General features: G+C 30.9%; 22 protein-coding genes and 4 pseudogenes. 12 read left to right on the top strand and 14 right to left on the bottom strand.

What is annotated here, in order from left to right; all coding sequences use genetic code 11:
• Positions 1-42 precede the first annotated feature (42 nt).
• Entirely contained in the window at positions 43-1,317 is a 1,275-nt protein-coding gene (locus MKX31_RS27070; RefSeq protein WP_262787454.1) for an MDR family MFS transporter, read from the top strand.
• Between the two features lie 170 nt (positions 1,318-1,487).
• Here the strand turns inward: MKX31_RS27070 and MKX31_RS27065 are convergent, their stop codons facing one another.
• A complete protein-coding gene (locus tag MKX31_RS27065; RefSeq protein ID WP_262787766.1) occupies positions 1,488-1,955 on the bottom strand; it encodes an RsfA family transcriptional regulator in 468 nt (155 codons plus the stop codon).
• Positions 1,956-2,290: 335 nt separating this feature from the next.
• Between MKX31_RS27065 and MKX31_RS27060 the strand changes: the two genes are divergently transcribed.
• The gene (locus tag MKX31_RS27060; protein WP_262787767.1) at positions 2,291-3,940 is read left to right on the top strand and encodes a S8 family peptidase; all 1,650 of its coding nucleotides are present in this window, start codon (positions 2,291-2,293) and stop codon (positions 3,938-3,940) included.
• Between the two features lie 224 nt (positions 3,941-4,164).
• On the opposite strand, the pseudogene MKX31_RS27055 reads toward MKX31_RS27060, so the two are convergent.
• The 3 genes and pseudogenes from MKX31_RS27055 to MKX31_RS27045 form a co-directional block, all read right to left on the bottom strand.
• Positions 4,165-4,278, bottom strand: a pseudogene (locus MKX31_RS27055) (DUF3221 domain-containing protein); the annotation flags it as partial.
• Between the two features lie 258 nt (positions 4,279-4,536).
• A complete protein-coding gene (locus MKX31_RS27050) occupies positions 4,537-5,310 on the bottom strand; it encodes a cardiolipin synthase (protein ID WP_262787769.1) in 774 nt (257 codons plus the stop codon).
• Between the two features lie 23 nt (positions 5,311-5,333).
• Positions 5,334-5,861: a matrixin family metalloprotease gene (locus MKX31_RS27045; RefSeq protein WP_001011319.1), complete on the bottom strand. Its 528-nt coding sequence runs from the start codon at positions 5,859-5,861 to the stop codon at positions 5,334-5,336.
• 136 nt (positions 5,862-5,997) lie between these two features.
• Here MKX31_RS27045 and MKX31_RS27040 point away from each other — a divergent pair, with 136 nt between their 5' ends.
• Entirely contained in the window at positions 5,998-6,777 is a 780-nt protein-coding gene (locus MKX31_RS27040; RefSeq protein ID WP_262787771.1) for a hypothetical protein, read from the top strand.
• A gap of 134 nt (positions 6,778-6,911) precedes the next feature.
• Here the strand turns inward: MKX31_RS27040 and MKX31_RS27035 are convergent.
• Positions 6,912-7,103, bottom strand: a pseudogene (locus MKX31_RS27035) (TetR family transcriptional regulator C-terminal domain-containing protein); the annotation flags it as partial.
• 120 nt (positions 7,104-7,223) lie between these two features.
• On the opposite strand from MKX31_RS27035, the pseudogene MKX31_RS27030 reads away from it, so the two are divergent.
• From MKX31_RS27030 to hepT, 3 genes and pseudogenes are all read left to right on the top strand, one after another.
• A pseudogene (locus MKX31_RS27030) lies at positions 7,224-7,571 on the top strand (YxeA family protein).
• A 234-nt stretch (positions 7,572-7,805) separates the two neighbouring features.
• A complete protein-coding gene (gene mntA / locus MKX31_RS27025) occupies positions 7,806-8,213 on the top strand; it encodes a type VII toxin-antitoxin system MntA family adenylyltransferase antitoxin (protein WP_340981734.1) in 408 nt (135 codons plus the stop codon).
• The gene (hepT, locus tag MKX31_RS27020) at positions 8,203-8,616 is read left to right on the top strand and encodes a type VII toxin-antitoxin system HepT family RNase toxin (RefSeq protein ID WP_222655448.1); all 414 of its coding nucleotides are present in this window, start codon (positions 8,203-8,205) and stop codon (positions 8,614-8,616) included. Before mntA ends, hepT begins: the two co-directional genes overlap by 11 nt.
• Before the next feature lie 163 nt (positions 8,617-8,779).
• On the opposite strand, the gene MKX31_RS27015 is transcribed toward hepT, so the two are convergent.
• Positions 8,780-9,199, bottom strand: a complete 420-nt coding sequence (locus MKX31_RS27015) for a hypothetical protein (RefSeq protein WP_340981733.1) — start codon at positions 9,197-9,199, stop codon at positions 8,780-8,782.
• A 710-nt stretch (positions 9,200-9,909) separates the two neighbouring features.
• Entirely contained in the window at positions 9,910-10,308 is a 399-nt protein-coding gene (locus MKX31_RS27010; protein ID WP_340981732.1) for a DUF3221 domain-containing protein, read from the bottom strand.
• An 800-nt stretch (positions 10,309-11,108) separates the two neighbouring features.
• Here MKX31_RS27010 and MKX31_RS27005 point away from each other — a divergent pair.
• Positions 11,109-11,402 carry an ArsR/SmtB family transcription factor gene (locus MKX31_RS27005; RefSeq protein ID WP_262787777.1) on the top strand — a complete coding sequence of 98 codons (294 nt, stop codon included), beginning with the start codon at positions 11,109-11,111 and terminating at the stop codon, positions 11,400-11,402.
• Between the two features lie 517 nt (positions 11,403-11,919).
• Here the strand turns inward: MKX31_RS27005 and MKX31_RS27000 are convergent.
• Positions 11,920-12,078 carry a Phr family secreted Rap phosphatase inhibitor gene (locus MKX31_RS27000; protein WP_000721353.1) on the bottom strand — a complete coding sequence of 53 codons (159 nt, stop codon included), beginning with the start codon at positions 12,076-12,078 and terminating at the stop codon, positions 11,920-11,922.
• A complete protein-coding gene (locus MKX31_RS26995) occupies positions 12,078-13,172 on the bottom strand; it encodes a response regulator aspartate phosphatase (RefSeq protein WP_262787780.1) in 1,095 nt (364 codons plus the stop codon). The genes MKX31_RS27000 and MKX31_RS26995 overlap by 1 nt, the downstream gene beginning before the upstream one ends.
• 760 nt (positions 13,173-13,932) lie before the next feature.
• Here MKX31_RS26995 and MKX31_RS26990 point away from each other — a divergent pair.
• The 4 genes from MKX31_RS26990 to MKX31_RS26975 all read left to right on the top strand — a co-directional run bounded on the left by MKX31_RS26990 (position 13,933) and on the right by MKX31_RS26975 (position 16,625).
• Entirely contained in the window at positions 13,933-14,553 is a 621-nt protein-coding gene (locus MKX31_RS26990) for a DsbA family protein (protein WP_222655444.1), read from the top strand.
• A 173-nt stretch (positions 14,554-14,726) separates the two neighbouring features.
• Positions 14,727-15,548 (top strand): cytoplasmic protein, encoded by an 822-nt coding sequence (locus tag MKX31_RS26985; RefSeq protein WP_340981731.1) that lies wholly within the window; start codon positions 14,727-14,729, stop codon positions 15,546-15,548.
• Between the two features lie 4 nt (positions 15,549-15,552).
• Complete coding sequence (locus MKX31_RS26980) at positions 15,553-15,945, top strand: nuclear transport factor 2 family protein (RefSeq protein WP_340981730.1); 393 nt, start codon at positions 15,553-15,555, stop codon at positions 15,943-15,945.
• A 155-nt stretch (positions 15,946-16,100) separates the two neighbouring features.
• Entirely contained in the window at positions 16,101-16,625 is a 525-nt protein-coding gene (locus MKX31_RS26975; protein WP_098102021.1) for a nuclear transport factor 2 family protein, read from the top strand.
• 334 nt (positions 16,626-16,959) lie between these two features.
• Here the strand turns inward: MKX31_RS26975 and MKX31_RS26970 are convergent, their stop codons facing one another.
• The 3 genes and pseudogenes from MKX31_RS26970 to MKX31_RS26960 all read right to left on the bottom strand — a co-directional run bounded on the left by MKX31_RS26970 (position 16,960) and on the right by MKX31_RS26960 (position 18,641).
• Positions 16,960-17,319 carry an FtsB family cell division protein gene (locus tag MKX31_RS26970; protein WP_098102022.1) on the bottom strand — a complete coding sequence of 120 codons (360 nt, stop codon included), beginning with the start codon at positions 17,317-17,319 and terminating at the stop codon, positions 16,960-16,962.
• A 233-nt stretch (positions 17,320-17,552) separates the two neighbouring features.
• Positions 17,553-18,161, bottom strand: coding sequence for a DUF998 domain-containing protein (locus tag MKX31_RS26965; protein WP_222655443.1), 609 nt, complete (start codon positions 18,159-18,161; stop codon positions 17,553-17,555).
• A 286-nt stretch (positions 18,162-18,447) separates the two neighbouring features.
• A pseudogene (locus MKX31_RS26960) lies at positions 18,448-18,641 on the bottom strand (hypothetical protein).
• 732 nt (positions 18,642-19,373) lie between these two features.
• On the opposite strand from MKX31_RS26960, the gene MKX31_RS26955 reads away from it, so the two are divergent.
• Positions 19,374-19,970, top strand: a complete 597-nt coding sequence (locus tag MKX31_RS26955; protein ID WP_014893729.1) for a hypothetical protein — start codon at positions 19,374-19,376, stop codon at positions 19,968-19,970.
• 461 nt (positions 19,971-20,431) lie between these two features.
• Here the strand turns inward: MKX31_RS26955 and MKX31_RS26950 are convergent, their stop codons facing one another.
• Both MKX31_RS26950 and MKX31_RS26945 read right to left on the bottom strand, forming a co-directional pair.
• Entirely contained in the window at positions 20,432-20,647 is a 216-nt protein-coding gene (locus MKX31_RS26950; RefSeq protein ID WP_071716451.1) for a hypothetical protein, read from the bottom strand.
• Between the two features lie 18 nt (positions 20,648-20,665).
• Complete coding sequence (locus tag MKX31_RS26945; RefSeq protein WP_098102030.1) at positions 20,666-20,863, bottom strand: hypothetical protein; 198 nt, start codon at positions 20,861-20,863, stop codon at positions 20,666-20,668.
• Positions 20,864-20,935 lie beyond the last annotated feature (72 nt).

The following is a 20,935-nucleotide window of genomic DNA, read 5'->3' as shown; positions in this document are numbered from 1 at the left end:
GTTGGGATAAAAATATACTTTGAGCATAGGCGAGGTAACTATATGAGGAGTACATGGAAAGAATTAAGGGGGATGGACCTTAATGTCTGGATTCGCTTTATCGGAGAAGCCTTAAATGGTATTGCAATGATGATGTTAATGCCATTTTTTGCATTATATTTGAAGGATAAAGTGGATTCTCTACTTGAGGTAGGTATAATTATAGCCTTATCCCCAATTGCGGCAAGTTTTGGTTCATTAATTGGAGGGCATATAGCGGATACTTATGGACGGAAACCAACTATGGTACTCTCTATGGCCAGTAATGGGCTACTAATGCTTGTTTTTTTGTTTATTGATGGTTTTATAGCATATGCCATTTTATCAATTGGTTTAGGGCTATGTAATTCTTTCTTTGAACCAGCGGCATCTGCAATGGTTACCGATGTAACAGAACCTGAAAAAAGAACTGAGGCATATGGATTACTTAGAATGGCCCATAATATAGGAGCTGCAATAGGCCCTATAATTGGTGCAGCAGTTGTGGTTGTATCAAAAGATGTCATATTTTTGATTACTTCTGGAACCATGCTGTTTTATACAATATTAATGTTATTGTTTCTAAAGGAAACAAAACCTAAAAATATAATGATACATAAGGAAACACATAAACAGTCAATAAGGTTTACGTTAAGAGTTGTTATAAGAGATAGAATATTTCTATTCTATATAGTGACGGGAATCATTATATTTATGGGATTCTCACAATCGGAAGGTATGTTACCACTTCATTTTAGTAATGAGGATACAATGATTTTTGGAAATAGTAATCCATTTCCATATTTAATGACTTTAAATGGCTTATTAGTTGTATGTTTTCAATTTCCAATTTCAAAGTGGTTAACTCACAAATCAATTGGTAAATCAATGCTATATGGTGCCATTCTTTTTGGTGTTGGCCTTTTAGCGATAGGATGGTTACCAAAGTGGTTTCAAGTAATAGACGCAAATGATTTAGTTATTCTAGGCTCATTATTAATAGCCTATACAGTTTATACAGTAGGAGAAATGATTATGTCACCTGTCCAAATGACATTTGTTGCTAATATAGCTCCAGAACATTTGAGGGGGACTTATATGGGAGCGGCTAATCTGCAATGGATTACAGGTAATGTATTTGGACCTCTTCTAGGTGGTGTATTACTGGATCAGCTTTTGGGGCATATGTTATTTACAATCTTAGGTGTAGGTTGTATTATTTCTGGATTTGTTTACTTACTTTTAGATAGACTTATTGAGAATAGAAGTAAAGAAATACCTATAAAACAAACATCCTAATTTTAATATTGTTAATGAGTTGAAAATTAAATTTTATGTTTTAAGAAATAAATAAAGTGCACGTTTACTATTAGTAAACGTGCACTTTATTTATTAGTATTTAAATTAACTCATATATATAAATTTTTTAGGTTACGACCTAAGTATATAAAAGTAATTTACTGCTTCTTTTAATCAATTACAACTAAACTTCTTGACCTATCAATTTGATTAAGTAACATACGATACTCTTCTTCGTACATAGTTACACGTTGTAGAAGGGACTGATTTTCTGCCTCTAAATTTTTTATTTGGTTTTGTAAGTTTGTAAATTCATTTGTTTTTTTATAATTTTTTAGAAAGAGAATAATATCATCTAATGTCATAGATAAAGAATTTGTTTCTTTTTTTTGTTGAGAGAGAGAAATAGTGTTTCCCACTTTTCGATTTTGTTTTGCTTGTTGTATTTCCTCTTGGTATTGTTTTCTCACGTATGAATTCCAACGAAATCCACAAGCTGCAGGTGTCCTATTTAGTAGTTTTGCTACTTCTTTGAATGCAGCTAACTGTGTTCCACCGTTACGAATATTCTGGAGTACTGTTGATGCGAGAAGTAAATCGTTATCGTTAGTCCAGGAATCTTGCCTTGAGATTACCACGTTTTGACCTCTTTTACATGCTTTATATTACATATATGCAATTACTTAAAATGATAGAAGTTTTACTTATCTTAAAATAATTAGGAGTATGTATTATTTAAAATGCGAAATTGCATAAAAAATTAGATTGACTATTCGTTATCGTTGTAACTATAATGGTTACAGTTATGTAGCTAAATTAATAGGGTTGATGATATGAAGTAGCTGTATTAATGATGTTCAAGCAAATATTAAAAAATGGACGGAGTTGGAAATATAAGAAGCTTATATAAAAAAAGAATTAAGGCCATATAAAGCATTTTATAATCATATATAAATTAAAAGAGGTGCACATTTTGAAAATTTTTAAGGGAATTCTAGTTTCTTCAATTGCGTTAACAGCATTTAATGGGGTAGGTGGTATACTTCCAAGTGAAAAATCAGAAGTTGCCTACGCAGCTACTTACAATTATTCAAATAAGCAATTAAATTCTACTGTACATAAGCAAGTTACTAAACAATTAATTTTGAAATTTAAAAATGAAGCAAATTTACCATATCAGGATGGGATAGAAAATTTCATTAAAGAAGAAAAACAAGACCCTGAATTAATTAAAATTTTAGCCGAATACCCAAATATAACTATAAATCGACTTTTTAGTTCTTTAAACCCTACAGAAATTAAAAATTTAGGTGAAGAAATAAAAGACTCTGATCATATTTCTTCTAATTTGCTAAACTATTATATTGTAGAAACCCAAGTTGATGTTGATGTACAAGCATTACTTGTAAAATTTGAAAAATCATCTCTTGTTGAAACGGCATATCTACAGGAAGAAGAAGCACCACCAGAAGAGCGTTTACCGAATTTATCTGTTAATCCATATGATGAGCCTAGACTTACAAGGCAAGGTTACCTTGAACCAGCACCATTAGGAATCAATGCACCTTATGCCTGGAGTATAAAAGGTGGAGATGGAAAAGGAACCACTTTTGTAGATATGGAGTATGGCTGGTTATTTACTCATGAAGATTTAGTGAATCAGAAAATCGAATTGATATCAGGACAGAATAAGAGTGAACATCATGATCATGGTACCTCAGTCTTAGGGATTGTTTCGGCAGAAGATAATAACATAGGCGGAATTGGGATTGCACCAAAAGCTAAGGTGAAAGTTGTATCCCAGATTAGAGATAACGGTAGATATAATACAGCGGATGCTATATTAAGTGCAGTTAACAATATGCAAGCTGGAGATATCCTTTTATTAGAAGCCCAAGCAACATACGATGGATATGGAGATAAGAACTATCTTCCTGTAGAAGTAAAACCAGATATATTTGATGCAATTCGTATAGGAGCAAATAAGGGAATTATTATCATTGAAGCAGGTGCAAACGGCGGAAATGATTTGGATCAATTTAGAGACCGTAATGGTAAACAAGTTTTAAATCGTAATAGTCCTGATTTTAAAGATTCAGGGGCAATTATGGTTGGGGCAGCTTCTGCAAGGGTCCCTCATAAACGTTCATATTTCTCTAATTACGGTAGTAGACTAGATGTTTATGGATGGGGAAATGCAGTAGACACAACAGATGCAAAACCAAGTGAATTTATGACAAATCTATATACATCTAGCTTTAGCGGAACGTCTAGTGCATCACCTATTATTGCGGGTGCTGCTGCATCAATTCAAGGAATCGCAAAAAATAATCAGGGGAAAGTATATACACCAAGCCAGCTAAGGGATATTTTAAGTGATTCTAGTACTGGAACGAAATCTAATGATCCAACTTCCGATAAAATTGGTGTGTTACCTGACTTAAAAGCTATTTTATCTAAACTTGGTTTTTCACCAAACTTAAATAACGATTCTTTCATTGTATTTCCTGAGGAACAAGAAATAAATAATGGAAATAAGGGAAATGAAGGATCTACTATTACGTTCCCAAAAGAGGATTCAGCTAATAGTGAAGGGAACGCTAGCTTCATTTTCCCAGAATAATTGTAGAGATATCTTTTATTTAGTATGAAAGAATTTTATATAAATAGTTGTTTATAATACTAGTCAGATAGGCTCTTATGTGTAATCGCATAAGAGCCTATCTGTTGTACTTTTAATCATATGAGGAGGAAAGTACTTCTGGATATATTTTTAGTGTAGTGAAGTGTCTTATATCTACATTTATATAATATTCAGTGTAGACTCATAATAAATTTAGAAATGAACTATTTTTCAATTATATGCATAACGGCAATTGGTGGTAATAGTAAAGTCCAACCAACTGCATAAACGTTTAATTTTTCAACTAATTTGTAGTTTTCACTATTTGAAATAGGTAATCCATTGTTATAGAAATTGCAGTATAGAGTGATGGAAATGAATGTGTTTAAATAATTAGATAGAAGGAGGGGCTTATGTTAAGGATTACTTAAAGATAAGCCCTTTCTTTTTTATTATTTCATGACATTCATCCCAAAATTCTAAACGATGTGGAAGTAGGAGGAGTTCAAGATAATTTATATTTAATTTTTGACAACTTTAATAAATTAATTTTTACTATCGTATGAATTAGGATAAATTATTATAAGTTATGGTTATTACTTAACATTTTGTTTTACTTGATCTTTTAATTCATTAAGTGTCTTACCGCTAATATTGTCAGTAATAGTTTCATGTATTTCATTTTTCAATACAATTGTTTTACCTGCAATTTCTGCCTTGGAAGACATCTTACTTTCATTAATAGTTTCTATGTTTGTTTGTAGGTCAGCTTTGTTATTTTCATCAAAAGTAATTGCAAATGGTTCAATTGCTCCGTAGTAGTTTCCAAATAATTGATCTTTCTTTAAAAACATCATATATTTTTTATTAACTTTAGGTTCGATATATAAAGGATCCTTATTTTGAACTTCTTTAGTAGTTACCTTAGTAGCTTGTTTTGTAACTGTGCCGTCTGGTGCAACAACTGCATTAGAATCTTCAAGCTTAACAGTTTCTGCAAAACGATGATTGATTTTTATTTGTTTATTTTCATTAACACCTTTAATTGTTTCGGAAATATTGAAATTATATAGATGTCCTTCAACATAATTTTCTGTATCCTCTTCCGATGGATTATTTGGATTACGTGCCATATTCCACTTAGAGTCAAGACCTCCATATTCACCAATTACAACTAGATCGGCTTCATTAATCATTTGATTTAAATCACTTGTAGCAGGGAAATCTTTACTGAGAATGACAGTTTCAGCATTCTTATCTTCGCCAGCAACATTGGAGAAATGACTATTATATGCTGAATAACCTCCAAAACCAATCACTGCAGCTAAAGGAATTGCAATTACTAAAGTTTTTGCTTTTTTACTTAACATTAAGAAATCATCTCCTTTTTCTGTTAATAGATTGCATTTACACCATTCTTATCGTCAGTTTGAGGAACATGCATAGTAGTACGATTACGATTACTGTTCATAATTGAAGTACCACTGTTGTGACCTATTCCTATTGCATGACCAAACTCATGTACTCCTGTACTTTTAGCAACATTAGATTTTGTAATATTTGTATTCCCTGCATTAATATCACCAGCGAATTTCGTTACTTTTTTAGTGGATGTATTATAAGTTGTGTTCATTCTTCCATAATAAGTAGAGGAACTTTCAAACCAAGAGTTTAATTTGTTCACAGAAGAAGAAGAGACTGTAAAGTTAATACGAGAAGCAGTGTACCAGGCTGAATCTGCAGCTTGCCAACCGGATTTAATGATACTGGAGCCATCGTCTAATCTGTCTCCCCACTTATATGTAGCTGATTTTGAAGGTAGCTTCCATCCTTCTTTTACATAAGCTTCTGAAACTCCAACGCTGGAAAAGACAAACACACTACCTAATAAAAATGCAGTAATCCCTTTTCTAAAATTCATATTATCCCTCCAAAGATTATTTTTAACAAGAGAATTATAGCATCATTATCTTGTTTTGAATTAATATTTTTTAAAAATTCGGAATATTTATATTGAGAAAATGATATAAAATAACTTTTAAGGAGACGTTATTATAATGTATAAATATAAAGTAATAAAATGGAGTCTATGTTTATTAATATTTACTTTTTTAATTATTATTGGTAAAACAATTTGGTCAAATTCAGACATAGCAGAAGTGTCCAATGTTTCATCGAATTCTGAAACTATAGTATTAAGTAAGACATTCAAAACTACAAGTCATTTAAGTGAAATGGTGGAAGAAGCAGATGTAATTGTACTAGGTAAATATGACGGTTTACACTCTAAATGGAATATGGCAAACAATTCATCATATGAGATTCAAGGTGAAGATGTCGAAGGCCATCTGTTTAATTTTCATGTCAAAGAAATTTTAAAAGGCGACTCTGTAGAGGATAAAATTTTAATAAATCATAGATACTCAGAAAGCCTCGTATTAGAGGAAAGTAATGAAGTTATTGATGACAATGGAATAATTCTGAAAGGTGCTACGAAAGTGTTTACAAAAAAAGTGAAAAATAAAGATCCATTGTATATAAAACCTAAATCTGGTGACACATATATAGTTTTTTTAAAGGAAAATAGTAAACTTGGACATTTTTATCCAGCTTTAGAACCTTTTATGATTCAGTTTGATTTAAGGGATATTGCGCAACTAAAAAGTAATTTAATAGATTGGGATAAAAATAAATATAAATATAAATTTGAGGTAAAGGTTAAAGAGAAAACTTTTTATATTGAAAATGAAATAGATTCAACCATCAAAGATAATATTAGTGGGAAAAAATTAAAGGATATTAAGGATTTTGTGAAGAGGTCTTCAAAAATGAAATAACATTTTCACAGGCTATAAATCTACCCTGCATTAAAGGATAGAATTTGCGTAGATTTAAAATAATAAATTGCATTATGAGAAGAAAAGAGCTCAAAAAAGAGTCTAATCTTTTTTTGAGTTTTCTTTTGCATTCTTTATGCAGAATATAAATTAAGAAGATGTTTTATTTGTTCTATAAAATAATGATGGTGTATATTATTTTTTCATACTCGACTAGCCATAATAGCTTCTTTCATTGAAGAAGAAAAGAAAGAAGCAAGTGACATAACATCTATATCATTTTTAATTTCATTTTTTTCGATTCCTTCTTTAATAAGAGATTCCAGGCTACAAGTTGATAGAAAAGCCTATATTACAAAAATATAATATTAGTGTAATGTTAATGGATTTTGGTAGTAAGAAGATTAGGATATAATTTTTGTGAGAAGAAATATGAGGTGAAAGATATGAAACGAATAATGCTTATGTTTAGTGTTTTTGTGATGTTTACTGTGTTTTTATCGGGGTGTAACTTAAATCGACTGGGTACAGATAAATATTATGTTCAAATTACTAAGGATGGCGAACAATTAAAAGAGAAAAATGTTAATGGTGATACGACTTACCAATATAAATTGTCTGGAATTGATAAGGACGGTAAGGAAAAAGAAATGGAGTTTACAGCATGAAAAAATCTTCGTAAAGAAGCATTTTTACTTATATACTATTCTGAGGAAAAAGGTGTGAAATCTTGGGAAGAGGTTAAAAAAGACGAACTCCCTACAAAAGTAAAAGAAAAATTAAAGGTGAATTAACATATAAAAGACGCCATTGTTGGAGAAATATAGCCCCTATTTGTTTAGAGTTTCAAAAAGCAAAAGACTTACAGTTATTGTCAGTCTTTTGCTTTTACAGGGATAAGCACATAATTTTGAGGTGCTTTAAGTACTAAGAAGGTTTAATTTTGTTTATGTATTTTTTGTAGCTTAATGGATTTCGTAATGGTTATGATATAATAAAATTCAAGTATAATAAGGGGGATTAATTAAATGATTTTTCAAAGCATGATAACAGCTATTATAGAAAAATTACAAGAGACGGTGAATCCCTATTGGATAATTGTGTTTGGATCAATGGCTGAGAACAGAGAACGGGAAGATAGTGATATTGATATAGCTTATTTAAGTGACACAACTTTAGGGAACTATGAACGTTTTTTATTAGCACAGGAGTTAGCTAACGTTGTTCATAGAGATGTTGATTTAGTTGATTTATCCGAAGCTTCTACAGTTTTTCAAGCTCAGATTATACATACAGGAAAGACAATATTTTGTTCTAATAAAGAACGGAAAATCATTTTTGAAATGAAAACTTTAAAAATGTATTCAAAATTGAATGAGGAACGCAAGATAGTATTCGATGATATAAAGAAAAGAGGCTCAATATATGAAGAATGAGGTTATTTTAAATAAAATCTCCACAATAGAGCGTTGTTTAAAAAGAATCCAAGACGTGTATGGAAATGACCCTGAAAATTTGGAGGATTACACAAAGCAAGATTCAATAATATTAAATATACAAAGAGCTTGTGAAGCGAGTATTGATTTAGCAATGCATATTGTTGCTGGAAAAAAACTAGGACTACCTCAATCTAGTCGAGAAGTTTTTGATTTATTGGTTACAGCAGGACTACTTAGCGCGGAGCTGGCAAATAAGCTAAAGGCGATGGTTGGATTTCGAAATATCGCTGTACATGATTATCAAAGTGTAAATTTAGATATTGTTCGGCAAATTATTGAAAAACATTTAACTGATTTTAAAATATTTACAAAAGAAGTTATGGGGATATTGGAATTATAGGGAGACGCTATATAGGTGAGGAGAGATTGATATGCTCTTTTCTAATGTTCGTATGGCGCAAGAGCAGTTATCTGGTCAATATAAAATTCACTAAAGTTAAAGGTATATCCCATTGAAGGGATATACCTTTTTAATTTGCTTTTAAAGAGGATCGTTAAAATTTTTATTGTTGTTTAAGTTTAGAAACTGCAAATTTAGCTGTGAAATTCATTTTCTTCATGTAAGAAGAATTTACTCCTGCTTGAAATTGTACAGAAATATTACCGTCTTTTTGTGCTTTGAATACGCGACCATATGGTGAATTAGCATTGTATGTGCCAATTACTTGATCATCTGCATCAAAGACTGTATAAGAAATTGGGAACCCGGAATTTTGTACAAAGACCGTAAGTTCTTCCCCTTTATTAAGATTAAATGATTCTTTTTGAGAAACTTCATAGGAATTCATAGAGTAATATTTTGTAACTTCTTGAATTTCTAAATTAGTAGTTGCCGCACTCGCTTTAGGTGCCTCTGCCCCTGGTAAATTCATACCTGATAGTACTGCAATTCCTAGTGCCCCTGCTAAAATAGCTTTTTTCATAATGCTAGTTCCTCCTTTAATATATTTTGAGATTTGAAAAGGAAGTGAAAATACCACTCCTTGAAACCATTATAGTTACAGTGAGAATGGTTTTCAATATGGTTTGATATGTAATTCTGCATAAGCAAGGTGGCGATATAAGATAATCTATCTGAGATTTAGAATATTCTTAGAAGAAGAGGAGGACATATTTTTAAAACTATGAATAGAATTTCAGCTATTTTTTTTCATATGTTGGTTTTATAAGTGAATATTTCGTTGAGTTTATTTTTGTTCGTTTGCTTTAAATGAAATATTTTAATGTTGATAAAGTTTTATAAGTTGGAATTATTAAACAAAAATGAGATATTGTGTGTTATGCTAAAGGAGCAACAAAGCACACCATCTTGATAATATTGTGTATATTTATCTTATGTATGTCGTTTGTATTAGAAATAAGAAGTCTCTTAAAAAGAGACTTCTTATTTTTGTATGGAGGGGATATTACAGATGATTGATTACTATCAAATCTTTTTAATTACCATGACAGGTATTGCCTTATTTTTTTATATACAACATGCTGGAAAACCAACAAAAAGAAACAAATGGACATTCTTTGTTGTAGTATTTTTATTTTTCTTTTTGAACTATTTATTTCTTAAATTTGTATAGGTAAATGTAGGTGGGGATACGTTTTTTATATGAGATAGCTTAATTATTGAAAATATTACCTACTGAAATACTTTTTCAATTGTAGGCATAGCAGCTATTGGTGGTAGGGATTTAGTCCATGCAGCTGCATATACATTTAATTTCTCACCTAATGTATAGTTTGCGCCATCTGAAACAGGGACCCTTAAAATCTTATTTTGAGAAACTAGATCCCACCAATCATGTTGATAAGCAAGGGCTTCATCTTTTGTAGACGTAGCAGCAACTACTAAATAATTATTCTCTACTGAAATGACATATCCAGTAAAAGGTTCTTGGTTCTGAATAGAATGAACAGGAATATTGTTGGCGGAAATCTTGTTAGAATCTGCAAAGGCCGGTGTTAATCCGAATGTAAATCCACATCCTAGTGTTAAAGCTGTTACCGTTGTTACGAATATTTGTTTTTTGTTAAACATGATATATCCTCTTTATATTTTATTCTTGCACTATCCACTTTCAATTTACATACATATAAAGCCTTTTAATATTAAGATATTTAACAAATATGTCACAATAATCCCGAAATGTTAATATTATCTATTAATGGAATTGGATTTGTGTTATAATTCACTAAGTGAACTATTATTGTTCCTTTCATCTCTTGATGAATGTATGCCCTTCCTTAATTGCAAATATGTTTGATTTTATTGGTGAAGAGGGGAGATATCCCTCTTCTTTTTTTTTTCTGGGCATATTAACAGTAAGGAGAGAATTGAAATGCTAATTTCAAATCTTTATCAGAAGAAAAATTTGAAAAAGCTTATCATGTTATTATTTTTACATATATGTAATATAAAGTGAATTGATAATATGTAGATTCACTATTACTAATATTCAATTAAGATAGTTGGCACTATGTTAATAGTGTTAACTATCTTAATTGGTGTGGAATGTGATAGAAAGCATAAGTTTACCGCAAACTTATGCTTTCAGGGTTTGAAGAATATTCTTAATATGAATTTTAAAGAAAATACAAAATTTCACTAGACGTGAGAAAAAAGGAACTGAAAATATCCTTTAAAATAAGATATATTTCGGTCAAAAAATTAGAGGACACCAATTCATTAAAGCGATAAAAAAACGTTTTAATGAATTGGTGTCCGTTTTGTTTTAAAAAGAGAATATATTTTCTCAACAGGACAAATGGTATTTAGCTATAAGTATTAATTATGAGGATAAAAGGAAAATAGAAATTAATAATAAAGGAGAATGCAAAATGATAACATTAATATCTGAAAGAAATCTAGCTGAAATCCACGAAGATGATGTAGATGTATTAAAAGTAATGGCACATCCTGTTCGATTACAAATTGTAAATGAATTAATGCACCATAAAGTATGTAATGTTACACAGTTAACGGAGATATTGAGACTCCCACAATCCACTGTTTCACAACATTTATCAAAATTGAGGGGAACCGTACTCCGATCAGAAAGAAGAGGGTTAGAGATGCATTATTATATAGATAATGCTAAGGCCCGTCAGATTGTTGAAATTTTAGATTTGTAGGTTAATAATACATAAAAAGCTTCCTGTTACAAGGCAGGAAGCCTTTTTATATGTATCTAATTGCACGATAATATCATACCGTAGAAACTGCCTAACCTAACAATAATTTAATTTATTAGCTTGTTTCATCTTGCCATACACAATTTAACACAATGTATCAGTAAAAAATACAAAAAGGGGTTTAAACGGAAAATGATATTAAATATTAGATATAACAATGGAAAATGATAAGTGTATTTAATAAAAAATAATTAATAGTTGTTGAAAAGGCATATATTTATGAGAATGAGGCAGGAATGAAATGAACTTTGTAGTTACTTTAACTTGGATGAAAGGAGATTTAATAATTGTTTAATAGAGGTCGTTTCTTAGTTAATACGGTGTTCCTAAGCTTGGAGGGGAGAATGTAAAAAATAGTGAATAGTCCGAAACAGGTATGATTCGGACTAGGGGTTCAAGATTATATAAAGGTTAATAAGTTGAATTTTCTGATTTCTAACCAAAGAAATATTTTACGTCAATCAATAGATACTCCACCAGAGACAATAAGTTTTGTTGGTGCTGGCGTATCTCCACCATTAAATGAAGAGTGTTGTGATACATTTAAACTAATTATGCTACATGCTAATGCACTTACTACTACCATACTTAATACAATTTTTTTAATCTTTTTCATTATTTTAACGCTCCTTTTCTCAAATGTTTCTTATCAGCATTATTACTAATATAGAAATATTTGCTTGCCTTAACATGATTATCTGCCTCATAAAATTGGATTGCTAAAATCTCAGCATATTCTTTTACACAATCCCACATTTCCTCTTTTTCAAAATAAGAAATTGCATCAGTAACTACTTTTTCTAGTTTAATTCTAGGTAGTTCTGTGATTAGTTCATTTAAAACTGCGAAACGATGCTTATATTCCTCATTTCCTGATTCATTTGTATACTGCATTCCTTGCTCGATATATGATTTAGCTGTTTCAATGCCTTCTAAATTATAATATGCTCTCGCTAAGACAAATAATGCTTTAAAATGATTCGGTAGGGTATTTATAATTTCAGAACTCTGTCTAATCGCCAATGGAAATAAATTTTGAATATTATATAACCAGCCCAAATTATGACGTACTCTTAATAATAATTGTTCTTCATTATACTTTTTAAAAACATCAATAACCGTATTAAGACATTCTTCAGCTCTTTCAAACTCTCTTAAATCTATACAAGCTAAACCGTATACATTGTCGCATAAGGCAACATTGATTTCATAGCCTACATGATTCTGGTATATTTTTTTTGCCTGTACTACATGTTGAATCGCTTCAAATGGTTGATAAGATTGATAACAGTAAGTTGAAAATCTATACTCAAACTCGGCCTTTTCTACTGCGTCAGGTATATCAATTAAAAGTTCTTCCGCTTTTTCAAAGTGTGTTTTCGCTTCAGTATAATTTGCTGAAATTGTAGAATGAATTGCCTTAAAGAAATGATAATAGTAAGCTAAAAATTCATCTTTGATAGTAGAGAGTTTTTCTATTTGATTAAAAGAATCTTTTGTAATACTCATTCCATCGACCAAGACCTTATATCTAAAATTCAGTAGGGAATAATAGAATGATACATATTGGTCTGCTTCTAGTCCTTTTAAACTTTCTTTTACTTTTAGATATGTTTGTTTTGCTTCTTTTACATGATATAAACGAATTTCTTCATACCATTCATGTAATAATTCCATCAATTGCTTATTACTTGTTTCTTGAACAGTCATAAGATCCCCCTTTTCTCTGTAAAGGCTTATTATGATAATAACAGGAATTAGACACATTAAATTTAACAATGAGTTTTTTTCATTAATAGACAGAATATTCTTAATAAAAAAGATATCCACTCCTTTTAATGCGAAAAAATATAGCCAAGATAGTACGAATTTCGTTAAGGGATTCTTTGATTTTTAAATGTTTTTTATTGAATATATCGTATAAGAGGTGGCGTAGCACTATGGTAGAAAAGAGGTAGCATATATAGCTGTTTTTTTGAGAAAATATTGGACTTATTAAGTTTTAAGAAATTCCTCGAAATTAAATATAAGTATACCCATACCTTTTTATATTGAAAAGGGAGCGTTGGTCTATGATAAGTTTTAGGGTTAATTTACTAAGGACTATGACAATTTTAAGAACAAGAAGAAAAGTATTTGATGCTAGAATTCTGGAAGTGTTAGGGTAGAATTCAAATGATTTTTGAAAAAAAGAATTGACTTCTAAACAGGTTGTAACTATTATGGTTACATAAAGGTGTAATCAAGTTGGTTACAATTCATATCTGTTTTTTGGGGGGAAATGTGCAACGTTATCTTTTGTTAAAAATCTTAGCTGATTTTTTTGAAAGGGTTAGTTTTGAAAAATATAGTAAGGTAACTCAAAAAAGAACAAGATATAAAAAAGATGTACTTATATAAACCAGAAAGTTAGCTGAGAATTTTAAGTGGTAGCTGAGCTGGATAATAAAAATAAAGGTAGGAGATTTAAATGGAGACGAAACAAGATAACCTTATTTATGTATGGGACGCTTATTGTGGATGGTGCTATGGCTTTTCAGAAAGTATTAAAGGGTTTTACAAAAACCACACTGAAATGCCGTTAACAGTTTTATGTGGAGGGTTATTTTTAGATAATTTACCAATTAAAAATTTCTCATATATAGAAGAGGGAAATAAAAGAATTAATCAACTTACAGGTGCAAAATTTGGTCCTTCATATCAAAAATTGGTGGAAGAAGGTACTTTTAAAATGAATTCGAAAGATGCTGCAATTGGCTTTTCAGCTTTACGCTCATTAGCTCCAGACCGTTTGTTAGAATTCACTTCGGCTATGCAAAAAGCGTTTTATTATGAGGGCCAAAGTCTGAGTGATCCTGAAACATATCGTAAGATTGCAATCGAGCATGGTTTGGACCCTGAACAAGTATTAGAACGTTTAAACGCTCAAGAAACAATAATAGATGTCCAAAATGATTTCAATAAAGTTCGACAGCTTGGTGTTAATAGCTATCCTTCATTACTTTTACAAAAGGATAATCAAATTATTCCTATTGGTGGTGGCGTAATGACGCCAGATAAAATTGAAGCGCGTTTTAAAAATTTATACTAAGAAAATTTAGGATATAGTAGCAAACATGTTATCTTACTCCACCTGACATTCATCTCCGGAATATTTGCCGGTGCTATTACACTTTCAGGTGAATGGGAGTGGGAGATTCTATCGGAACAAGATAAAAATATGATAATTAGTTAATAACTTTAACAAAAGGAGAATAACATTCTATGTTTAAAACAATCGATATAAATCAAAAAGATGTGAAATTAACGGTGTTTAGTTCGGACGAAAAAAGCTTTATGGTTACTGCAACCTTAGTTGAGAAAGCGGGACATGCATTTTTAATAAACTCAAAATTTACCCAGTCTGATTCGAAAGAAATTGTAGAGTATTTGAAAAAAAACGACTTATCTTTAGATAAAATCTTTATTATTCATGGGGATCCAGACTACTACTTTGGATTAGAAAGTATTAAAGCTGCTTACCCAGAAGCTATAGCGTATGCAACAGAGTCTACTGTTGAACATATCGTTCATTCTGTCTTAGGGAAATTAAAAGTTTGGAAAGGTGCCCTTGGAGAAAATGCACCAAGTAACGTGGTAATACCTCAAGTGTTTAAAGAAAAAACGATTGATTTTCAGGGTTTAACATTTGAACTAGTAGGCTTAGATTATTACAGAACTAATCTATTTAATAAAGAACTAAAATTATTAATTGGTGGTATTGATGTCTTTAATGAAATACATGTATTCTTAGCTGATACTAGCTCAAAAGCGGCAATGGAGGCATGGATTGAGAACTTGAAAGTGTTACAAGCATTACATGCTGACATCATTGTACCTAGCCATGGATCAATTGAAAAATCCTTAAATAATCAATCACTTACTGCGACGATGGATTATCTAAGAACTGCGATTCAAGCTTCTGAGGAAAGTAAAACTTCAAAAGATTTTGTAGCAAGACTTGATGCAGCATATCCAGGCTATGCAAATAAAGGTGTATTAGAATTAAGTGCAAAAGTTGTAACAAAAGAAATGCCATGGGGTTAATGCTATGAACAAATATCAAAAACTATTACATGAAACGTATGTGTTAACAGGCGAGGGAAAATTGGATGCTTTCAAAACGTATTTAAGTGAAAATGTATCTTGGACAGAAGCTGCTGGGTTTCCATATGCAGGTACTTATATAGGGCCAGATGAAGTAGTGAAAAACGTACATGAACGTCTTGGCATGGAATGGGATAACTATAGCGCTAAAGATGAAATTTATGCATTTAATAATAATACTGTTATCGTGTATGGAAAATATAGTGGAACATATAAAGTAACAGGGAAATCGTTCATAGCAGATTTTTGTCACCTTTATGGGTTTGATGAGAACGATAAGGTTAAGAAGTTTATTCAAATTGTGGACAGTGCAACTGTTAATGAGGTATTGAGTTAGAGTTAATCGCTTCTAGCATATCTTGTATAAGGAGTAATGTTAGGATAAACAGGTTTTACTAACATTACCCCTCAGATCATATTTTTGGGAAGGTTTCTCCTTTTTCAAACGTGTTATGGAAGATAGTTTATATAATTTAGAAGAGGTAGGTATATATGAAATTAGAGAAAAATTTAATCATAACAATTATTTCTGTATTTATTTTAGGAGTAGTTTCGACTTTGGTATATCAAGCTTCCACCGGTAATCACAAAGGTAACTCAATCAAGAGCGAGAATGTCGTTTCTGTATCAAAAGAAGTAAAAGAAAATGAAAAGAATAAAAAGATGGTAGTTGATTTCTATAATGAAGTTTTTAACAAACATAATATCGATATTATCCCTAAATATGTAGGTGAAGAGTATAAGCAACATAACCCTTTTGTTGCTGATGGACGAAAAGCCTTCATGGATTTCTTTAAGGAGGACTTTGTAAAAAATCCAAATTCCTCTGCAGAGATTAAACGTGTAGTAGCTGAAGGAGATACAGTTGCCCTTCATGTACATTCTCGTACTAATTCTCAAGATAAGGGAGTTGCTATAGTCGATATTTTTCGTATAAAGGATGGAAAAATTGTTGAACATTGGGATGTAATTCAAGAGATTCCAAATGAGGCAGCTAATAATAATACGATGTTTTAGGTAGAAGATATCTCTAATAATTGTTTAATTGTTAGAGATATATAGAATCTTGAAATTTAGAAAAGTTATGTTTTAAGATGAGTAAAAATAAAGGGATGCCCTAGATATGTTACTAGGACATCCCTTTTTGTTTTAATAAGATTTAATCTAATATGATGTATAGGGTACTTATTGTATGTATTTTTTATCATTTTAGCCAAGAAGACTCCTTTCTCAAGGAGCGTGAAGGGTCACACCCCAGTGAGTATGTGGGAGATGAATTGGTTAAAATGATAAAAAGCGATTATCATTAAATCACTTCATGATTAATGACAATCGCTTATGTCTTGAAAAGCTATTCAGTTATTTGAAATATAGTTTCATCAGGTCTAGAGAATCCATACAATTTCCTTGCGAACTTTAAAATGCCTTCTTCGCTCTCTGTTAAAGTTTTAATATCGTTTTCATAATAACGTCCTATGATTTCTAATTCAGACAATCTTTTCTTTTCTTTATTTAGTGTAATTTGTTTTTCTTGAATCATTTGTTCTTGCTTATAAATGGAAATTTGAATGGAAATAACCATAGGTAGCATAAAAGCAAGTGCTAATAAAAGACGACGTCTTAGCTTTTTATTCGTTTGAGGATTCTTGTTAGGATTAATTTGTATTTTTGAGATTGATTGTTGTGGTAGTGAATTTGGGATACTCCCCATTTTAATGCCTCCATTACCTATGTATAGAATTTAAACTGCTTAAAAGTATTATATATGCTAAATAGATAATTTTGAACTTATTTGTGTAAAGAGAAGTTTTATGAAATTTAAATAAAATCCTTATTTAGTTGCAAATAAAAAGCACCATAAAAGGCGCTCAATGACTACCTCTTGAGTTGATCATGATTATTTTACGTTTGTTCCTGATAAATGTGCATTTTTGTATAAAAACTTTATTTTATTAATTTGTAGGTTGATACAGCTCCCCAAACAAAAAGAACCAAGTAAAAAAGTCTTTGTAGTAGACCTGCAGGTAAGGGGAAAAGAAAAATAAGTGAGATAAGGATTGTTATTACTATTAAGCTTAGTAAACAGAAATATGTCCATTTTCCAGCTTTTTTAAGATTCTTAGCAAAAATAAATAATCCTGGAAATACAGTAAGCATACCTATCCAAACTAGAATAGAATGTCCAATTAGGTTTATATCTGCAGGAATTAATCCTGAAACTATAGTAGAGACTCCTATTATAAGTATAAAAAATGTTGCTATTTTATTAATTTTTGTTTTTTCTAGATGTTGTGAAATATATAGTACTCCAATACAAAATGTTATTCCATTAAGAATAAAGAGTAAATTCATCCAAAAGTGATTAGGGGAGCATATTTCATAAGGCGCTATTTCGTAGGTGAATTCTCCGCAGGTTGTTACACCTAGATCACTCATTGCATGATGCAAATAGTTATAAGGTGCTGTAGAAGTGAAAATAAAGAAAGGTTCAATTAAAAAGTATAGGCAAGTTGCAATCCAGCTTAATAAGCCAATCCTATTTGATATATACATTAGATTCCTCCCTTGAAAAAGTATAGTTCTATTATAGATGGTTACATTATTGAAAGTGAAAAATTGTAAGTTGAGAGTCGATAATTCTGTTCAATAATATAGGATTTTCTGGACAAATATGCTTAGCGGAAAGACGTATAAAAAATGGATGGAGCAAAACTTAATAAAATAGTTATTTGAAAATAAATAACGGCAAAAACGTCAGGTAACCAATTAAGTTGCCTGACGTTTTTGCATGGTAAAGGATAGATTCCTCTACAAAAGAGAGAAATAAAGAAAAATGTTTTTAAATGAAATTCATAAAAGATTGATAGGCACTACCGAGGGAAAATACCGTAGCTACCGCATGGGCAGTCCATTTAGGCATATTTAATTTTAATATGGTGTTGTATAAGATTCCGTATACGATACAAATGCAATTAATTGAAGTGCTAACAAAAATAGTGGTTGTTCTAAAACACTAAAGTCAAGTTGTTCCATTAATTTATCACACCCTTTATTCAATATATCAATATAATTAAATTTAAAGTAAAGGTTTTTTCTATAAAGTTGCAAATCTGTAGATATTTGACGGGCGATAAGTGAATGTTAACCAAAACGCTACTGTATAAAAAAGAGAAGCGCTTAATCGGGACGCTCCTCTTAATGCCAATATACAATAACTATTCCATTATAATGTATAAGCGTAAAATATTTAACAATTAGCTATGTGGTAAAAATTTCATTTTGTGTTAGTTTAAAAACAAAAAAGAGCACTTAATAAAGTGCTCTCGTGACGAGATTCATTTTGTAAACACTATTTTATAAAGAAAGGAACACTGAATATTATATGTGCGTGCAGTTAATTGTTTTCGTTTTTTACAAAAAAAGAGCAGTTAGTAAAAGCTAACTGCTCCAATCATGGAATATGGTTCGAAATGGGTTGTCTATATTATTGACGGAATATTGAGTTTTATTCAAGGGTACCTAAAGGCTTTCTTTTTAACTTAATCCACATCCCACAAACAAAATAATGGCTAAAAATACAGATAATGAAAATGTCAGAAAGACTGTTATTATACTCCTGAGCATCGCTTTCAAGTTGCTTACTTTAGTTGTGTTCTGCCATTATGCTGAGATTTGTAATTCTATTAAAAATAGTAACAGCTCGTCCAAACTTATCTAATCTATCTTACATAGTATGTAGTAATAAATTTAAAGGAGGAATCTAGTATGTCTTATTACTACGATGATTATTGTAAGGATTCCAAAAAGAAATATCATGATTGTCATAAAAGCAGTAAGAGTTATGACAAATGTGATAAAAAACATGAGGAAAAGCCTTGGTTTAATGTAAAAGTGAATTGTTGTTCTGATGATAACGGATATAATCTTGTAAGAGCATCTGCTTTTAGAGCTGTGAGTACAGTTAATCAGAACTTGCCAGCAAATACATTTGTTAAAGTTTTATTCCAAAATGAACAATTTGATTTAGCAAATGAATATAACCCTGCAACATCCATTTTTATACCAAAGACAAGAGGTGTTTACTCTGTTATTGGAACAATTGCGTTCATTCCCAATAATCTAAACGTAAACTATAGAGCGCGGGTTGAAATTCGAGTTAATGGAAATCCGGCAATTGCAATAGATAATGATTTTTTTGGCCCAATAAACTTTGCTAATGTTGTAGCTGTTTCATCGATAATTCAATTGAATGCAGGGGATATAGTTGAGGTTTTTGCACAAAGTAGCGTAGCTGGAGTTATTTCAAATGTAGAAAATAGTACGCATTTTGAAGCTGCAAGATTCCCGTCTCCACAAGTATAAGTAGTATGAAATCTTGTCAGTAATTTTATCTAAGTAAAGTCCCTAATTTATATTTGACCTGCATAAATGCAGGTCTTTTTTTCGATAAAAAAGGGATGTTTCCAGGGATTTCTCAAAACAGAATCGATATTACACTATATCTATACAGTTCTTTGAAAGAAAAGTAGTGTGGGGATAATGTATCTATGCGTTGATAAACAGTCAACATAGACCCTTTTATTAAAACGTTACCGGAGAACTGGCATGGACGGTAAGTATCCGCAAAAAGGACGAAAAGGCTAATTACATTTATATATTTAGCCATGGTGCGTGAGTGTCGTGGCTTTTGTGTTATTTGTTGAGATCGGCAATGTTGCTGGGTCGATTGGTGACATGGAATTATCATATCATTATTTATAACGAGAAAATATGGAGAGCGTTCTCATTTTGAACAGAAAAAAAGAACCTGTAGTGGTTCCTTTTCACATTGCTATCTTATACTTATTGATTTTTCGCTTAACATCCATAAAAGCTAGTAATGCTGCAATCGCACAAAGGCCTTTAAACCAAAGAAACTCGGAAGAAAATAGTCCGCCAAAGAAAGCGACCGAGTGTACAAAACAAGTAATACCAAATAACCAAAGCATGAACTTTAATTCTTTTGAGGAATATTTATAGTTTTTAAATCTTTCCCACATATGTATCAACTCCTATTGTTATGAGGTTCTGTAGTTTTTCTTTTTAAAATCGCGCATGTTGAGGATAAAGAATAGAAGGAATATAACAGCTGCGATACCATTAATCCAGTAGTATGTGCGCCCTATTGTGAATCCGTTATAGAAGGAATAGGCATTCCAAATTATAAGAAGTACTGAACAGACAGTAGAGATTATTAATGAACCAAAACTTCTCATGATTTTCACCTCGATTCAAAATGCTAGAACTTATTTATAATTTTACATTTAAATAAATAGATTTACAAGAAG

The sequence above is a fragment of the Bacillus sp. FSL M8-0063 genome, from assembly GCF_038005545.1.
GTDB classification, from domain to species: Bacteria; Bacillota; Bacilli; order Bacillales; family Bacillaceae_G; genus Bacillus_A; species Bacillus_A wiedmannii.
The sequence above is the reverse complement of the archived record's forward strand: the minus strand, read 5'-3'. Positions and strand labels throughout refer to the sequence as shown.

Coding starts and splice junctions, on each gene's coding strand:
- MKX31_RS27070 (WP_262787454.1), top strand. CDS start 43: ATGAGGAGTACATGGAAAGAATTAAGGGGGATGGACCTTAATGTCTGG.
- MKX31_RS27050 (WP_262787769.1), bottom strand. CDS start 5,310: ATGTTAAGTAAAAAAGCAAAAACTTTAGTAATTGCAATTCCTTTAGCT.
- MKX31_RS27045 (WP_001011319.1), bottom strand. CDS start 5,861: ATGAATTTTAGAAAAGGGATTACTGCATTTTTATTAGGTAGTGTGTTT.
- MKX31_RS27040 (WP_262787771.1), top strand. CDS start 5,998: ATGTATAAATATAAAGTAATAAAATGGAGTCTATGTTTATTAATATTT.
- mntA (WP_340981734.1), top strand. CDS start 7,806: ATGATTTTTCAAAGCATGATAACAGCTATTATAGAAAAATTACAAGAG.
- hepT (WP_222655448.1), top strand. CDS start 8,203: ATGAAGAATGAGGTTATTTTAAATAAAATCTCCACAATAGAGCGTTGT.
- MKX31_RS27015 (WP_340981733.1), bottom strand. CDS start 9,199: ATGAAAAAAGCTATTTTAGCAGGGGCACTAGGAATTGCAGTACTATCA.
- MKX31_RS27010 (WP_340981732.1), bottom strand. CDS start 10,308: ATGTTTAACAAAAAACAAATATTCGTAACAACGGTAACAGCTTTAACA.
- MKX31_RS27005 (WP_262787777.1), top strand. CDS start 11,109: ATGATAACATTAATATCTGAAAGAAATCTAGCTGAAATCCACGAAGAT.
- MKX31_RS27000 (WP_000721353.1), bottom strand. CDS start 12,078: ATGAAAAAGATTAAAAAAATTGTATTAAGTATGGTAGTAGTAAGTGCA.
- MKX31_RS26995 (WP_262787780.1), bottom strand. CDS start 13,172: ATGACTGTTCAAGAAACAAGTAATAAGCAATTGATGGAATTATTACAT.
- MKX31_RS26990 (WP_222655444.1), top strand. CDS start 13,933: ATGGAGACGAAACAAGATAACCTTATTTATGTATGGGACGCTTATTGT.
- MKX31_RS26985 (WP_340981731.1), top strand. CDS start 14,727: ATGTTTAAAACAATCGATATAAATCAAAAAGATGTGAAATTAACGGTG.
- MKX31_RS26980 (WP_340981730.1), top strand. CDS start 15,553: ATGAACAAATATCAAAAACTATTACATGAAACGTATGTGTTAACAGGC.
- MKX31_RS26975 (WP_098102021.1), top strand. CDS start 16,101: ATGAAATTAGAGAAAAATTTAATCATAACAATTATTTCTGTATTTATT.
- MKX31_RS26970 (WP_098102022.1), bottom strand. CDS start 17,319: ATGGGGAGTATCCCAAATTCACTACCACAACAATCAATCTCAAAAATA.
- MKX31_RS26965 (WP_222655443.1), bottom strand. CDS start 18,161: ATGTATATATCAAATAGGATTGGCTTATTAAGCTGGATTGCAACTTGC.
- MKX31_RS26955 (WP_014893729.1), top strand. CDS start 19,374: ATGTCTTATTACTACGATGATTATTGTAAGGATTCCAAAAAGAAATAT.
- MKX31_RS26950 (WP_071716451.1), bottom strand. CDS start 20,647: ATGTGGGAAAGATTTAAAAACTATAAATATTCCTCAAAAGAATTAAAG.
- MKX31_RS26945 (WP_098102030.1), bottom strand. CDS start 20,863: ATGAGAAGTTTTGGTTCATTAATAATCTCTACTGTCTGTTCAGTACTT.